General features: G+C 73.4%; 14 protein-coding genes. 5 read left to right on the top strand and 9 right to left on the bottom strand.

Annotation, left to right across the window (positions count from 1 at the left end):
• Positions 1–119: 119 nt before the first annotated feature.
• The 5 genes from BR98_RS23035 to BR98_RS23055 all read right to left on the bottom strand — a co-directional run bounded on the left by BR98_RS23035 (position 120) and on the right by BR98_RS23055 (position 5,295).
• Entirely contained in the window at positions 120–1,373 is a 1,254-nt protein-coding gene (locus tag BR98_RS23035; RefSeq protein WP_035847284.1) for a ketosynthase chain-length factor, read from the bottom strand.
• Entirely contained in the window at positions 1,370–2,644 is a 1,275-nt protein-coding gene (locus BR98_RS23040; protein WP_035847285.1) for a beta-ketoacyl-[acyl-carrier-protein] synthase family protein, read from the bottom strand. The genes BR98_RS23035 and BR98_RS23040 overlap by 4 nt, the downstream gene beginning before the upstream one ends.
• Before the next feature lie 115 nt (positions 2,645–2,759).
• Positions 2,760–3,506, bottom strand: a complete 747-nt coding sequence (locus BR98_RS39570; protein ID WP_051970081.1) for a thioesterase II family protein — start codon at positions 3,504–3,506, stop codon at positions 2,760–2,762.
• Positions 3,503–4,276: a cyclase family protein gene (locus BR98_RS39575; protein WP_035847286.1), complete on the bottom strand. Its 774-nt coding sequence runs from the start codon at positions 4,274–4,276 to the stop codon at positions 3,503–3,505. The genes BR98_RS39570 and BR98_RS39575 overlap by 4 nt, the downstream gene beginning before the upstream one ends.
• Positions 4,277–4,491: 215 nt before the next feature.
• A complete protein-coding gene (locus BR98_RS23055; protein ID WP_035847287.1) occupies positions 4,492–5,295 on the bottom strand; it encodes an AfsR/SARP family transcriptional regulator in 804 nt (267 codons plus the stop codon).
• A gap of 266 nt (positions 5,296–5,561) precedes the next feature.
• On the opposite strand from BR98_RS23055, the gene BR98_RS39580 reads away from it, so the two are divergent.
• The 5 genes from BR98_RS39580 to BR98_RS23070 all read left to right on the top strand — a co-directional run bounded on the left by BR98_RS39580 (position 5,562) and on the right by BR98_RS23070 (position 11,041).
• On the top strand, positions 5,562–5,720 hold the full coding sequence (locus tag BR98_RS39580; protein ID WP_157537894.1) for a hypothetical protein: 159 nt from the start codon (positions 5,562–5,564) through the stop codon (positions 5,718–5,720).
• Positions 5,720–6,178, top strand: coding sequence for a hypothetical protein (locus BR98_RS42365; RefSeq protein ID WP_324606686.1), 459 nt, complete (start codon positions 5,720–5,722; stop codon positions 6,176–6,178). The genes BR98_RS39580 and BR98_RS42365 overlap by 1 nt, the downstream gene beginning before the upstream one ends.
• Positions 6,076–8,010, top strand: coding sequence for a TOMM precursor leader peptide-binding protein (locus BR98_RS23060; RefSeq protein WP_324606687.1), 1,935 nt, complete (start codon positions 6,076–6,078; stop codon positions 8,008–8,010). The genes BR98_RS42365 and BR98_RS23060 overlap by 103 nt, the downstream gene beginning before the upstream one ends.
• Positions 8,011–8,135: 125 nt before the next feature.
• Positions 8,136–9,635, top strand: coding sequence for a SagB family peptide dehydrogenase (locus tag BR98_RS42085; RefSeq protein ID WP_157537895.1), 1,500 nt, complete (start codon positions 8,136–8,138; stop codon positions 9,633–9,635).
• 212 nt (positions 9,636–9,847) lie between these two features.
• A complete protein-coding gene (locus tag BR98_RS23070) occupies positions 9,848–11,041 on the top strand; it encodes a sensor histidine kinase (RefSeq protein ID WP_051970083.1) in 1,194 nt (397 codons plus the stop codon).
• Positions 11,042–11,087: 46 nt separating this feature from the next.
• On the opposite strand, the gene BR98_RS23075 is transcribed toward BR98_RS23070, so the two are convergent.
• The 4 genes from BR98_RS23075 to BR98_RS23090 form a co-directional block, all read right to left on the bottom strand.
• Entirely contained in the window at positions 11,088–11,693 is a 606-nt protein-coding gene (locus BR98_RS23075) for a response regulator transcription factor (RefSeq protein ID WP_035847289.1), read from the bottom strand.
• A gap of 70 nt (positions 11,694–11,763) precedes the next feature.
• On the bottom strand, positions 11,764–12,636 hold the full coding sequence (locus tag BR98_RS23080) for a 4'-phosphopantetheinyl transferase family protein (protein ID WP_051970084.1): 873 nt from the start codon (positions 12,634–12,636) through the stop codon (positions 11,764–11,766).
• Entirely contained in the window at positions 12,633–14,420 is a 1,788-nt protein-coding gene (locus BR98_RS23085) for an acyl-CoA dehydrogenase (protein ID WP_051970085.1), read from the bottom strand. The genes BR98_RS23080 and BR98_RS23085 overlap by 4 nt, the downstream gene beginning before the upstream one ends.
• 127 nt (positions 14,421–14,547) lie before the next feature.
• Positions 14,548–14,820 (bottom strand): DUF6059 family protein, encoded by a 273-nt coding sequence (locus BR98_RS23090; RefSeq protein WP_157537896.1) that lies wholly within the window; start codon positions 14,818–14,820, stop codon positions 14,548–14,550.
• Positions 14,821–14,893 lie beyond the last annotated feature (73 nt).

The raw sequence follows: 14,893 nt of genomic DNA on the forward strand, positions 1-14,893 counted from the left end.
GAAACACCTTTTCCTCGTTAGCAGTTGCATCGGCGGTTGCGGGAGCAACCGCCCTGGCGGTTGCCCGGCCGCGGCGCGGTGCCGCGGCCGGGTCCATCTGGCGGGAGCGACCGGTCGGGTCACTGCGCCGCGGTCACCACCGCCGCGGCGTTGAAGCCGTTGTAGCCGCGGGCGAGCACCAGCGCGGCACGCAGCGGGCCCGGGCGGGCCTCGGTGACCAGGTCCAGTTCGCAGCCCTCGGCGAGCGGGCCGACGTTGACGGTCGGTGGGATCACCGCGTCCCGCAGCGAGAGCAGCGCCGCCGCCAGGTCGAGCGAGGCACCGCCCGCGGCCAGCCGGCCGGTCATCGTCTTGGGCGCCGTGACCGGCACCCCCGACCGGCCGAAGAGCGCGGTGATCGCGGCCGCCTCCGCCCGGTCGAGCTCGGGCACGCCGGCCGCGTCGGCGAACACCACGTCGATCTGATTGACCGTCAGACCGGCTTCAGAAAGCGCGAGTTCGGCCGCGCGCTGCAGGCCGGGCGGACCGCCGGTGCCCGGCGCGGGGTCGAAGGTGGCCGCGTAGCCGGCCAGCGCCCCGTAGGCGCGGGCACCGCGGGCGCGGGCCGCCTCGGCGTCCTCCAGGACCAGGATCGCCCCGCCCTCGCCGGGCACGTGGCCCGCCGCGTCGCGGTCGAAGGGCAGATAGGCGCGCTCCGGATCGGCGGCGGTGCTGATCCGCCCGCCGGCCAGGTGCGCCGCCCAGCCCCACGGGCAGATCGAGCCGTCGACCCCGCCGGTGACCATCAGGCTGCTGCCCCGGCGCAGTTGGCGCCGCGCCTGGGCCACCGCGTCCAGGCCGCCGGCCTGCTCGCTGACCAGCACGCCGCTGGGGCCGCGCAGGTTGTGCCGGATCGAGATCTGGCCGGTGTTCACCGCGCAGAACCAGGCGAAGGACTGGTAGGCGCTGACGTGCTGCCCGCCCTTGCTCCACAGCGCCTCCAGCTCGCGCTGGCCGAACTCGAAGCCGCCCGCCGAGGCGGCGGTGACCACACCGGCCGCGTACTGCGGCAGCTCGGCCAGCTCGACCTCGGCGTCGCCGATCGCCTCCTCGGCGGCGACCAGGGCGAGTTGGGTCATGTGGTCGGTCTGCGGGATGAGCCGGTTCGGGATGTGCTCCTTGGGGTCGAAGCCCGCAACCTCGCCCGCCAGGGTGGCCGGGTACCGGGCGGCGTCGAACCGGCGCACCGGTCGGATGCCGCTCTCGCCGGCCAGGGTGGCCCGCCACCAGGCCTCGGTGCCCAGGCCGTTGGGGGCCGTCACGCCGATGCCGGTGAAGACCGGGTCGGCGGCCCGGGTGCCGGTCACGGGCTGCTCCAACAGGTCGGCCGTCATGCCGCGGTCCTCCGCTCGGGTCGGGTGAGCACCATGGCGCTCTGGAAGCCGCCGAAGCCGCTGCCGACGCTGAGCACCGTGTCGACCTTCGCCTCGCGGGCGGTGATCGGGGTGTAGTCCAGGTCGCACTCCGGGTCCGGCTCGTGCAGGTTGGCGGTCGGCGGGATGACGCCGTGCTCGATGGTCAGCGCGCAGGCCGCGATCTCGAGTGCGCCGATGGCGCCGAGCGAGTGCCCGATCATCGACTTGATCGAGCTGACCGGGGTCCGGTACGCGTGCTCGCCGAGGCTGAGTTTGAAGGCCGCGGTCTCGTGGCGGTCGTTCTGCTTGGTGCCCGAGCCGTGCGCGTTGATGTAGTCGACCGCGGTGCGGTCCAGGCGGGCCTCGTCGAGGCTGAGCCGGATCGCCTCGGCCATCTCCTTGCCGTCCGCCCGCAGCCCCGTCATGTTGTAGGCGTTGCTGCGCGAGGCGAAGCCGGCGATCTCGGCGTAGATGTGCGCGCCGCGGGCGCGGGCCTGCTCCAGCTCCTCGAGCACGAAGACGGCCGAGCCCTCGCCCAGCACGAAGCCGTTGCGGGTGCGGTCGAAGGGCCGCGAGGCGTGGGCCGGGTCGTCGTTGCGCGGCGAGGTGGCCTTGATGGCGTCGAAGCAGGCCACCGAGATCGGCGAGATCGGGGCGTCGGTGGCGCCGGCGATCATCACGTCGGCGCTGCCCTCGCGGATCAGCTCCACCGCGTGGCCGACCGAGTCCAGGCCGGAGGTGCAGCCGGTGGAGACCACACCCGTCGGACCCTGCGCGCCGACCGCCCAGGCCACCTCGGCGGCGAAGGAGCTCGGCACGAAGTGGTCGAACAGGTGGCGCGGCGCGTACTCGTGGTCCACGAGCCACTTGGCGCCGCCGTCGCTGACCACCGAGTACTCGGTGTCCAGGCCCATGGTGGCGCCCACCGCGGTGCCGATGGTGACGCCGGTGCGGTACGGGTCGAGCTCGGCCAGGGCGAGACCGCTGTCGGCCACCGCCTCCTTGGCGCACACCACGGCGAACTGGGCGGCCCGGTCCATCCGCCGGATCTCCTGGGGGCTCAGCCCCGAGGCGAGGGGGTTGAAGTCGGCCTCCGCCGCGATCCGGGAACGGAACGCGGAAGCGTCGAACAGGGAGATCGCCCGAGTGGCGGTCCGCCCCGCGGTCAGCAGCGACCAGAACTGCTCGCGGCCACCGCTGCCGCCGGGGGCGACCACGCCGATCCCGGTGATGACCACACGCCGGCTCATCGCGCTCCCCCCGTCCGCAGCTGTGCCGCCCGAGATCTGTTCCGGGAGCACTCTGTGTTCACGTCCGCGTCCTTCCTTCTCGGTTCGTTGTGTGTCCGACGGTCCGCCAGGACCCTCAAACCGTGCTCGACTCCGGGCGGACCGCCGGCGGCAGTGCGTCGAGCACCTCGCGCAGCAGGGCCGGCAGGGCCCGGTCGCGTACGAAGACATGGCCGCCGGGGACGGTGCGCAGCTCGAAGCCGGCGCCCGCCCAGCGGCGCCACTGGGCGACCCCCTCGACCGGGGCGATCGCGTCGTCGAGCCCGGCCAGGGCCAGCACCGGGACGTCCGGCAGCGGGGCGGCCGCCGCGCGCAGCGCGCGGGCCAGCATGAGGTCGTCCCGGAGTACGGGCAGCACGGTGCGCCGCCACAGGCTGCTCGCGCCGCCCTCCAGGGCCTCCTGGGGCAGCATCCCGTGCGCCACCAGGCGCCGCAGCAACTCGCCGTCGGGCATGTCGACGTAGCCGAGCAGCGCGGTGTCCAGGTGCGGTGGCAGCACTGCGCCGATCACCGCCAGCCGCGCGGGCGGCAGACCGGCGGCGGTGGCCGCGCGGGCGAAGGTGTGGGCGACCAGGCCGCCCAGGCTGTGTCCGTACAGCGCGTACGGAAGGTCCGTCAACGGCCCGAGCTGCTCGACCAGTTCGGCGACCAGCCGGTCGTGGTCGGTGATCCGCGGCTCGCGCCGGCGGTTGTCGCGGCCGGGCAGCAGGACGGGCACCACCTCGGTGCCGGGGCCCAGCCGGTGCTGCCACCGGGCGAAGGCGGAGCTGCCCGCGCCCGCGTGGTGGAAGCAGAACAGCCGCTGTCGCGCTGCGCCGCTCACTCCTCGACCAGCGCCACGGCCCGGCTCCAGCCCGCCCCGGCGCCGGCGATCTTCACCGGGAAGCAGGCCACCTGGAAGCCGAACGGCGCCGGCAGCGCGTCCAGTTGGGTCAGCCGCTCGATCTGGCAGTACTCCCGCCGGCGGCCGGCGAAGTGGGCGGGCCAGAGCACCGAGCGGTCGCCGGTCTCCTGGTAGCGCTTGATCATGTCGCCGAACGGCGCGTCCAGGCTCCAGGCGTCGGTGCCGATCACCCGCACGCCGAGGTCCAGCAGGTAGTCGGTGGCCGGGCCGTCCAGCCCCGCGAAGTCGGTGAAGTAGCGGGGGGTTCCGGCGTGCCGGGAGGCACCGGTGTGCAGCAGCACGATGTCCAGTGGCTGCGGCCGGTAGCCGATGTCCGCCAGCGCCTTCTCGATCCGCTCCACGCCGATCGCGCCGGTGCCCACGTCGGTCAGGTCCAGCACCACGGCGGGCCGCAGGAACCAGTCCAGCGGCATCTGGTCGATGTGGCGCGGCGTGCCGTAGTCGCCGACCGAGCCGTAGTGCGACGGGGCGTCGACGTGGGTCCCGGTGTGGCTGGTCAGGGTCAGGGTGTCCAGCGAGAGCAGTTCGCCGCCGGGCAGTTCGGCCGGGTCGAACTCCAGGCCGAAGTGCAGCCGCATCTCCTCGGCCATGTGCCGGGCGCCTTCGGCCGGCGTCATGATCTCGTGGACGATCGGGTCCGGCTCCCAGCCGGCCGCGTCCACCGGCTGTGACAGGTCGATGATGCGCAAGATGCCCCCACACTCGTGGTGTCCAGTTCCGTCCGACTGGTCCGGCCCTTGGGCGGGAGCGGCGGAACACGTCGACCAGACTCTCGGCGCAGGCCCTCGAGGGGGGATCGAGCGCGAGCCGTGGCACCCGCCCCGGGGGACGGGCCGGGGCATCGAGCAGCATCGCGTTGACGGTTGACAGATGACAGAATCGCGATTCTGTCATCTGTCAACGCTCAGGCGGCAGCCCGGCGCTGGTAGCGGGCCGCGTCCAGACCCGGGTCCGCACCGAGGATCGCCCGGTGCAGCTGGCGGATCCGGGTGGACGGCTCCAACCCGAGCTCCTCCACCAGGCGCCCCCGCAGCCCCTGGTAGACCTCCAGCGCGCGGACCTGGCGCCCCGCCCGGTAGAGCGCCGTCATGTACTGCGCGTGCAGGCCCTCGTGCAGCGGATGACGGGCGATCAGCGTGGTGAGCTCGGTGAGCAGTTCGGCGTGCCGGCCCATCCGGAGCTCGGCGTCGATCCGCTGCTCCAGGGCGACCAGCCGGCTCTCCTCCAGGCGCACCAGCTCGATCTCCAACAGCGGGCCGATCTTCACGTCAACCAGCGCGGACCCGCGCCAGGTGGCCATCGCCTCGCGCAGCCTCGCCGAGCCCGAGACGTCGTCCCCCTGGTCCAGCGCGTCGTTGCCGGCCGCGATCAGGCGCTCGTAGCGGTAGGCGTCCACCGCCTCGGGCGGCACCTGGAGCAGGTAGCCGCCGTGCCGGGTGACCAGCACCTGCTTGGGGTCGATCGGGCTGTCCGGGCCGAGGGCGGCACCGATCAACCGCCGCAGCTGCAGGATGTAGGTCTGCAGCGTGGTCAGCGCACTGGGCGGCATCTCGGTGCCCCAGATCTCCTCCATCAGGGTCGGCACCGGCAGCACCTGATTGGCGTTCAGGGCGAGCAGCGAGAGCAACTGGCGCGGCTTGCCGGCGCTGGGGACGAAGGACACGCCGTCGATCTCCGCGCTCAGCGGGCCCAAAACTCTGATGTCCATAGGAAATCCTCCGTGCAGCCGGGGTTCCGGCCATGCGTGATCGGGTTTCCTCGAGCATGGCTCAGCAGCCGCTCCGCGCCCAGTGCGGCGCTCCTGAAGCGGGCGTGGATCCGTACCTGTCGGGGACCGTGAATTTTTCACCCGGGCCCGGTGATCGCGGCACTACTGCCTCCACCGCGGCTATAGCAGGATCGTTCTCGCCGCCACCGAGCGGTGCACCGCACACCAGTGAACGCACAAGCAGTCAAGACCTGATGGAGTTACGCATGGCCACGCACCAGACCGCCGCCACCCAGCTCGTCGACGACCTCGTGATCGAGGAGCTGGCCCAGAGCACCGGCTGGGCGGCCCCGTCGGCCGGCTTCGTCTGCTGGGCCGAGGCCTCGGTCTCCGCCGTCACCGCCGCGGACCGATTCGCTGCCTGATGAACAGTCAGTCCGTCGCACCGCTGCCTCCCGACACCGCCCCGCTGCTCGGCTTCAAGCCGTACCTGCAGGTCGAGGCCGTTCCCGGGGAGGCCGTCTACCTGGTCTCCGAGCAGCGCTTCACCGCCCTGCACGGCGGCCCGATCCACCGGCTGGCGCCGCTGCTGGACGGGACCCGCTCGCGGGAGGCCGTGCTGCGGGAGGTGGCGGACCTGATCCCGCAGCAGCAGGCCGACCGGCTGCTGGACCGGCTGGCCGCAGCGGATCTGCTGACCGAGCACCCGGGTCCGCAGCCCGCGCACCCGGTCGCCGAACTGGCCTACTGGGAGGCCGCCGGGCTCGCGGGGGCCCGGCGGTGGAACGCGCCGCCGACGCGACCGTGCGGGTCACGGCGGTCGGCGGCGCCGATCCCGAGGCGCTGCGCCACGCCGCCGAGGCGGCCGGGCTGCGGACCGTGACCGGTACCGCGGACCTGACGCTGGTGCTCTGCGAGGACTATCTCGACCCGGTCCTGGGGCTCGTGGACCAGGAGCACCGGGCGGCCGGACGCCGCTGGCTGCCGGTCAAGCCCGGCGGGACCGAGGCCTGGATCGGTCCGTTCTTCGGCGCCGCCGACGGCCCGTGCTGGTCCTGCCTGGCCGAACGGCTCTGGCGCGGGCGCCCGGCGGAGGCCCATCTGCAGCAGGAGCTGGGCCGCTCGGGCCCGCTGCGCCGCCCCTTCTGCGGGGTGCCCGCCAGTCGACTGGCCGGACTGCAGCTGGCCGTGCTGGAGGCCGCGAAGTGGCTGGCCGGCCACCGCCACGAGGGCCAGCAGGCGCTACTGGCCGTCGACAGCCTGAACCTGACCACCTGTCACCACCAGGTGCACCGGCGCCCGCAGTGCACCGCCTGCGGTGACCCGGGCCTGGTCCGCGCGCGGGTCGAGGCGCCGGTGCGGTTGGGCTCCCGGCTCAAGCAGGACAGCATCGGCGGCGGCCACCGCGCGCTCACCCCAGAGCAGTTGCTGGTCCGCTACCGCCACCTGGTCGACCCGCTGACCGGGCTGGTCAAGGAGATCCGCCGGGACCCGCGCGGCCCGGCCTTCCTCAACGCCTTCCACGCCGGGCAGAACCTGGCGGCGGGCTCCGACGGCCTGGCCTCGGTCCGGGCCGGGCTGCGCGCCACCAGCGCGGGCAAGGGCAGCACCCCGCTGCGGGCCGAGGTGAGCGCGCTGGCCGAGGCGCTGGAACGGCACTCGGGACACCTCCAGGGCGACGAGCCGATGCTGCGCGCGAGCTACCGCTCGCTGGGGGCGCGGGCCGTCCACCCGGACACCGTGCAGCTGTTCGCCCCCGAGCAGTTCGCCGACCGGCACCGCTGGAACGCCGGCCACGGCACCTTCCAGCAGGTTCCCGAACCCTTCGACGAGGACGCCGAGATCGAGTGGACCCCGGTCTGGTCGCTCACCGCGCAGCGGCACAAGCTGCTGCCCACCGCCCTGCTCTACTACGACACGGCGCGGCTCGCCGGCCGTCCGTACTGCCAGGCGACCTCCAACGGCACCGCCGCGGGGGCCAGTCTGGAGGACGCCGTCCTGCAGGGCGTCCTGGAGCTGGTGGAACGCGACGCGGTGGCCCTGTGGTGGTACAACCGCATCCGCCGCCCCGGACTGGACCTGGCCGCCTTCGAGGACCCGTGGATCGCCGAACAGCCGGCCGGGCACCGCTCGTTGAACCGCGAGCTGTGGGCCCTCGACCTCACCTCGGACCTCGGCGTCCCGACCGTGGTCGCGCTCTCGCGCCGCACCGACAAGCCGGCGGAGGACGTCATGCTCGGCTTCGGCGCCCACCTCGACCCGCGGATCGCCCTGCACCGGGCGCTCACCGAGGTCAACCAGATGCTGCCGTACGTCGTCGACGCGCGCGCCGACGGCACCGGGTACGGCACCGACGACCCCGAGGTGCTGCACTGGATGCGCACCGCCCGGACCGCGGAGCAGCCGTACCTGCTGCCGGACCCGGCCGCCGCGGCGGTGCGTCCGCAGGACCACCCGTACACGGCCCGCGCCGACCTGCGCGAGGACCTGGCGCAGGTCGAGGAGCTGGTGCGGCGGGCCGGACTGGAACTGCTGGTGCTGGACCAGACCCGACCGGACGTCGGCCTGCCGGTGGTCCGGGTGCTGGTCCCGGGACTGCGCCCGCACTGGGCGAGGTTCGCGCCGGGCCGGCTCTTCGAGGTACCCGTCCGGCTGGGCCGGCTCGCCGAGCCCACCCGCTACCAGGACCTCAACCCGGTCCCGCTCTTCCTCTGAAGCAGCCTGAAGCACCCTGTAGCACTCCGAAGCACCTCTGAAGCGCCCCCGAAGCACCGCCACCTGCCCGCGAGGCACACCCTCACCGTCCCTGACGCCACGTCATGAATCCCTGGACTACCTCCGTGCGCATCGACCGTCTTGCTCCGCCGCAGCTTGCCGATCTCTGGTCACTGTCCGACGACACCGTTGTGGACTTCGAGTCCGACCCCGGGGGTGGCATCGTGCTGGACACCCGCTGGGGAGAGCTGCGGATCGCAGCGCCCAGCGCGGGCCTGCGGGAGGCGCTGCGCCGGATGACGCTCGGCGCGATCTCGCTGCGCAACGCCGTGGCCGACCCGCAGGGCGGCGGTGGGCCGGCCGGGCTGCGGGTCACCGCGCTGCTGCGCGAGATGGCCCCGCTGCAGCACCTGCTGGTGCGCACGCTCAGCGTCGGCCCGATGCCGCTGCTGTCGGTGGTGCCGCTCTCCCGGGAGGCCAGGTTCGCCTCGCTGCCGCTGACCTCCGGGCGGACCTGCCGGCTCTCCCGGTTCGCGGTGCTGCGCTACGTGGCGGGCGGAATGCGGGTGGAGTCGCCGCTCTCGCACCACGTGGTGGAGCTGCACCGTCCGGAGGCGGTCGGTGTGATCGGCCGCCTGGAGGGAGTGGCCGGGCCGCTCGGGCCCCGCGACGGCGATCTCGAACTCTCCTCGGAGGCGGTGGACGCGGCCCGGGCCTACCTGGTGGCGGCGGGCATGGTGGTGGTGGCCGAGCGGTCGGCGGGGGCGGCCGACGGGGCGCAGTCGCCGTGCTTCGCCGAGGACCACGACCCGGCGCTCCTCGGCTGGTCCCCGGACGACCTGCTGGTGCACGCGCGCAGCCGACTCAGCCGGCGCGGCAACCCGCGCGGCGCGACCTTCGCGCACGTCGGCCAGGTCGCCGCGCCGCCGGTGGTCAAACCGGCCGTCGGCACCGACCGGATCGCGCTGGCCCGCCCCGACCTGGACGAGCTGCTGACCACCGACCAGCCGTTCACCGCGGTCCTGGAGAACAGCCGGGCGCGCAGCGGGTACCCGGACGCCGAGATCAGCCGCGAGCAGCTCGGCGCCCTGCTGTACCGGGCCGCCCGAGTCCGCGAGCTGTTGCCGGCCGGCCGTTTCGAGCCCACCGACTACCCCTCCAGCGCCCGCCCGTACCCGAGCATCGGCTCCACCTACGCGCTGGAGCTGTACGTGGTGGCCGGCGAGGGGGCCTGCCTGGCTCCGGGCGCCTACCACTACGACCCGCTCGGCCACTTCCTGGAGCGGGTCGAGAGTGCCCCCGAGGCCCTGGCCGAGCTGAGCTCCGGCGCCCGGGCGCCGGAGCGGCTCGGTGGTCCGCCGCCGCTGCTGATCACCATCACGGCGCGCTTCCTGCGGGCCTCCTACAAGTTCAGCGGCATCGCCTACAGCAGCCTGCTCAAGGACGTCGGCGCGCTCCAGCAGAGCATCGGCCTGGTGGCCACCGCCATGGGTCTGGGCACCCACACCCTGGCGATCGGCGAGGCGCAGACCTCCCGACAGGCCTTCGGCCTGGACTGGCGGGTGGAGTCGAGCGTCGGCGAGATGGTGGTGGGTACGCTGCCCGCGCACCCTCGCGCGGTCTAGACCAAGGTGTTCCTTTTCTCACTCTAGTGATCTTGAAGCCCGGAACGGAAGCTCGCTAGTGTGCTGTGCGGCTATGACTTTCACGGCCGCAACAGGGGAAGTCCGAACGTAACGGGGGATCGTTGCACGTTATGGATTCTGAATGCGCAAGGGATTCTGAATACCCATCGACATACCCATCGACAGCGGGCAGGGAGGAGGACCCCCGGCAGTTGGCGCCCACGATGGCGATGGCCATCACGACGGCGGTGCTCTTCGCGTTCGGCTTCGTGGCCGTCACCTATGTGCTGGCGGCCAGGCCGTCGACGGTGCGGCTGGTGGAGGCGCTGCTGCTGCTCGTGGTGGTGATGGCGATTCAGCTGGTCATCGCCTTCCCGCGGCTGGTCCGGCGGCTGACCCCCTACCGGGGCGGGGTGCTGGCGCTGCAGGGGCTGCTGACCTACGGGCCCTTCCTGGTCTTCCAGCAGGCCTGGATGCCGCTGCCGGGTCTGCTGGCCGGCTCGGTGCTGCTGGTCCTGCGCGAGAACTGGCGGGCCTGGACGGGCTTCGCGGCCGTGGTGCTGAGCACCGACGTGCTGCAGTTCTGGGTCGGGCTGGGCTGGCGCGACGTCGCCTACACCACCGTCTCGACCGTGCTGACCGGCCTGGTGGTCTTCGGGCTCTCCCGGCTCTCCGACCTGGTCAGCGAGGTGCACCGGTCGCGGGCCGAGCTGGCCCATCTGGCGGTGGCCCAGGAGCGCCTGCGCTTCGCCCGCGACCTGCACGATCTGCTCGGCTACAGCCTCTCCACCATCACGCTCAAGTGCGAGCTGGCCTACCGACTGGCGCCGGTGGACGCGGGCCGGGCCCAGCAGGAGCTGACCGAGATCCTGCAGAACTCCCGGCAGGCGCTGGCCGACGTGCGCGCGGTGGCCAGCGGCTACCGGGACATGTGTCTGGCCACCGAGGTCGAGGACGCCAAGGCGATGCTGGCCACCCTGGGGATCAGCGCCCAGGGCCAGGTGCGGTGCGGCACGCTGCCCCGGGCGGTGGACACCGTGCTGGCGACGGTGCTGCGCGAGGGCCTGACCAACATGCTGCGGCACAGCGCGGTCAAGCAGTGCACGCTCTCCGGCGAGCGCCGGGGGGAGACCGTGCGGTTCTCGCTGGCCAACGACGGGGTCGATCGCAACCTGGCGCTGCCGATGGCGGGCGAGCCGCGTGCGGACTGCGGTGGCAGCGGCATTCGGAACCTGGCGCTGCGGGTCGAGCGGCTGGGCGGCCGGCTGGAGGCCGGGGTGCGGCCCGACGGCTGGTTCGAGCTGGAGGCGGTGCTCGCGCTGCCGCTCCCGTCGGCCGGTCACGGCACCGATGACGGGGCCGGCTGCGCGCTGCTCTCCGAGCAGTTGGAGACCGCGAGCGGCTGAGGGCCGGTCCGGTCGGACCGGCCCTCAGCCGCGCAGGGCCGGCTGGTCAGAGCCAGCCGGCCTCGCGGGCGATCCGGATGGCGTCCACCCGGTTCCGTGCGTTGAGCTTGCTCACCACGGTGGTCAGGTAGTTCCGCACCGTGCCGGGGGACAGGTAGAGCCGTGCCGCGATCTGCGCGGCCTCCTCGCCCTGGGCGGCGAGCCGCAGCACCTCGATCTCGCGCGAGGTGAGGACCGGCGGCTCGGTCTCCAGCGCCGCCAGCGCCAGCGAGACGTCGATCGCCCGCTGGCCGTCCACGATCGCCCGGATCCCGGAGATCAGCGTGTCCGGCTCGGCGTCCTTGAGCAGGAAGCCGGAGACGTGCGCGGCCATCGCGCGGCGCAGGTTCCCCGGCTGCCCCAGGCTGGTGAGGATCATGGTCCGGCACTCGGGCACCGCGGTGTGCAGTGCGCCGGCCGCGGTGATCCCGTCCATCCCGGGCAGGTCGATGTCCAGGACCGCGACGTCCGGGCGGCACTCCTCGGCCCGGGAGACGATCTCGGCTCCGCTGGAAAGTTCGGCCACGACCTCGATGTCCGGCTCGAGCTCGAGAAGAGCCACCAAGGCCTTTCTCAGCATGTACATGTCTTCGGCAATGAGCACCCTGATCATGCTTCCCCCGTTCGCATGGACACTTTTCCGCCGTTCGGCCGATTATGCCTCACGCCTTTCGGAGAAATGATCAAGGGTCCGAGGTCACCTGAGCCGCTCCGGCCTGCCGCTCACCGCGTTGCAGCAGCTCCACCACCTGCCCCAGGAAGCCCTCGTCGAGCATCGTGGCGACCGCCGTGTCCTGCACCCCGCCGTGCCCGGCGTCCTGGCAGGCGACGCTGACCAGGTACCGCCCGGCCTGGGCGGGGCCCAGCTCGAAGGTCCCGAAGGTCCACTCGCCGTGCGAGGCCGGCGAGCCGTCCGGGGTGCACAGCTCCCGTCCGGACAGGTCGAAGCCGAACTGGGTGAAGCCCATCCGCATGCCCTGGCCCAGGGCCTTGGTGTACGCCTCCTTGAGCGTCCAGATCCGCCGCAGCTCCGCCTCCTGCCGCGGCTCGGGCAGGTCGGCGAGCAGGGCCCGCTCGGCGGTGGTGCACATCTGGCGGTTGACCTCCGAGTAGCGCATCCGGCGCTCGGACAGCTCGACGTCGACGCCGATCCGGCCGTGCCGGTTGAGCCCGACCACGATCAGGTCCTCGGTGTGGCTGAGACTCACCTCGATCTGGTCGCAGCCGCGCAGATAGGGCCGCCCGCCCGGCTTGTAGGCCAGCTCCACCGCTTCGGGCGGCACCCCCAGCGCCGCGCTCGCGGCGTACCGCACCAGCAGCCGCGAGACCACGAACCGGGCCCGGACATCCGGTTTGACCAGCGTGGTGGACCGCTGGAAGTCGTGCCGGCCCAGCAGCGGGCGCAACTCCTCGACCGACTCCACCGCGGGCAGCCACTGGCGCCAGTCCGCGTAGACCACCGCGTGGCCGAACCAGGACACCGACTCCCGCACCCGCAGCCAGGGCCCGCTCGGCCCCTCGATCAGGGTCGGCTGCTGGACCCGTCCCGCGCTCATCGCCCACCCCGCGGCTCGCCGCGCTCGGCCAGCTCCGCGCCCGCCAGGTCGAAGGCCCGCCGCTCGCGGTGCCGGACCACCGCCTCGGCGAAGACCCGCTCCAGGCAGTCGCGAGGCAGCTCGGGCATCCGCCGCCCGAGCCGGCCCGCCAGCCGGAAGAGCGCCACCACCAGCCAGGCCGGGTCGGCCAGGAACGGGCTGTCGCCGTCCTGCGCCATCCAGTGGCCCAGCGCGGCGCCTGCGGCGGCCACCAGCACGTAGCGGTCGGCGGGGCCGATCCACTGCGGACTGGCCGTCACCCCGCGGTCCGTCAGGGCGGCCTCACGGAAGAGCTCCCGAAGGTCGGTCAGCTCGTCGAGGAAGGCGTCGACCAGGCCGCGCAGGACGCCCAGGTCGGTGTCCGCCCGGTCGGCGCCCGGCAGCTCGCGCAGCCGGGCGGCCGCATCGACCAGCGCCGCGGCCAGGAAGTCCTCGCCGCCGGCCACCTCCAGCGCCCCGAGTTCCAGTGGCCGCAGGTCCTCGGTGAAACGGAAGAGGGCCGGCGGTGGCGGCGCGGTGGTGAACCAGGAGCCGCGGGCCAGCAGTGGCAGCTGCGGGATCAGCACGGCCTGGCAGGCCGCGGTGCCCAGGTGGCCCAGGGACGCCGCAGGCAGGTCGCGCTGCAGTTTCTGCAGACTGCCCTGGTCACCGCCCCCGTCACTGCCCCGGTAGCCGGCGGAGCCGAGCACGGTTCCCAGCTCCTCCAGGTCCTCCCGGAGCAGGTCGGGCACCAGGTACTTCACCGCGGCGGCCCCGAGGTGCCCGCTGGCGGGCAGCAGGTGCAGCGAGCGCAGCACGGTGGTGGCCATGCCGTCGCAGAGCAGCAGGTCCGCGAAGACCCCGGCGAGCAGCGCGCGGTGGCGGTTGCCCGGGCGGCCGTCGGAGCCGGCCAGTGCGGCCCGTACGGCGGTCCGCAGCGCGGTGTCCGCCGCGCCGACCAGGGCGGCCGAGATCAGCGAGCGGTTGAGCTGGAAGGTCTGCAGGGCCAGGCGCACCCCGTCGCCCTGCTGCCCGACCACGGCCTCGTCGGGGACCGGGCAGTCGGTGAACTCCACCCCGGCGAACCGGCAGCTGCGCATCCCGGTGCTGGCCTGCCGGGGCAGCACGGTCGCCCCGCCCGGCTCCACCAGCAGCACCGAGTGGCCGCGCGGACCGCGCTCGGGGGCGGTACGGGCGTAGACCACGAGCGCGCCGGCCTGCTCGGCGTTGATCACGACGTCCTTGCGGCCGTCCAGTCTGAAGCCCTCGCCGCCGCTGCTCGGACGAGCCGTCAACTCGCCTTGCCACATGGCGTTCCCGTGCGCCAGGGCGTGGTGCACGATGCACACCCGGCCGCCGCCGCTGATCAGCTCGGCGGTCCGCCGCCGCTGCTCCTCGGAGCCCGCGGCCCAGACGGCGGCGGCGGCGAAGAGCGAGGTGATCCCGTAGCCGAAGCCGAGCGCCACGTCCCGGCGGAACACCGGGCGCAGGATCCGGGCGAGCGCGTCGGCCCGGCCCAGCCGGCCGCCCAGAGCGAGCGGGACGAACTCGGCCCCGAAGCCGAGCTCGTCCAGCAACTCGACGGCTGCCGGAAGTAGTTCGGACCGCTCGTCGGCGGCCAGCAGGGCGGCGAAGCCGACCGGGTTGGCCGGGTCGCCGGGATCCCCGAAGCGCAGCTCCAGCTCTGCGACCCGGCGGCGGATCTCCTCCTCCGCCGTGACCGGCGGACTTTCCTCGATGGTGGTGGCTGCTCCGGGTCTGTCCATCGGCCGACTCCAGTACTCCTCAGCTTGTGTGGGCCCGAAGTCTGCCGCCACCGCCTTGACCTGCCCTTGAGCACCGACCCGGGGCAGCACGGCCAGGGGCGCCCTCCGGCAGCGTCGCAGGGCAGCCCTAGCGTTCCGGCTTGGTGAGCAACTGCCAGCCGGATCCACCGAGTTCGCGGAGCAGACGGCGCTCCGTCCGGCTCAGCGGCAGGTCGGGCCGCAGGGCCTCGGGGTGGCCGGGCGGCAGTCCGTCGGTCCGGCTGGGGCCGTGTCGCAGCAGCTCCGTGCGCATCCGCAGGTCGCCCGCGAGCATGACGACCCCGAGCGCGACGAACCCCTCCCAGACCGGTCTCAGCACCCGATCGACGATCACGTCCCGCACCCGCCTCGGACCGCGCACAGCCGCCTGCTCCCTCCGAACTCGCTCAGACCGACCGGCGATTGGGGCCGGTCCTGATCCCGCTGGCCGAACG

The organism is Kitasatospora azatica KCTC 9699, assembly GCF_000744785.1.
GTDB lineage: Bacteria > Actinomycetota > Actinomycetes > Streptomycetales > Streptomycetaceae > Kitasatospora > Kitasatospora azatica.

Excerpts from the sequence above, each read along its gene's own strand:
- BR98_RS23035 (WP_035847284.1), bottom strand. The coding sequence starts at position 1,373 with ATGACGGCCGACCTGTTGGAGCAGCCCGTGACCGGCACCCGGGCCGCC.
- BR98_RS23040 (WP_035847285.1), bottom strand. The coding sequence starts at position 2,644 with ATGAGCCGGCGTGTGGTCATCACCGGGATCGGCGTGGTCGCCCCCGGC.
- BR98_RS23055 (WP_035847287.1), bottom strand. The coding sequence starts at position 5,295 with ATGGACATCAGAGTTTTGGGCCCGCTGAGCGCGGAGATCGACGGCGTG.
- BR98_RS39580 (WP_157537894.1), top strand. The coding sequence starts at position 5,562 with ATGGCCACGCACCAGACCGCCGCCACCCAGCTCGTCGACGACCTCGTG.
- BR98_RS42365 (WP_324606686.1), top strand. The coding sequence starts at position 5,720 with ATGAACAGTCAGTCCGTCGCACCGCTGCCTCCCGACACCGCCCCGCTG.
- BR98_RS23075 (WP_035847289.1), bottom strand. The coding sequence starts at position 11,693 with ATGATCAGGGTGCTCATTGCCGAAGACATGTACATGCTGAGAAAGGCC.
- BR98_RS23080 (WP_051970084.1), bottom strand. The coding sequence starts at position 12,636 with ATGAGCGCGGGACGGGTCCAGCAGCCGACCCTGATCGAGGGGCCGAGC.
- BR98_RS23085 (WP_051970085.1), bottom strand. The coding sequence starts at position 14,420 with ATGGACAGACCCGGAGCAGCCACCACCATCGAGGAAAGTCCGCCGGTC.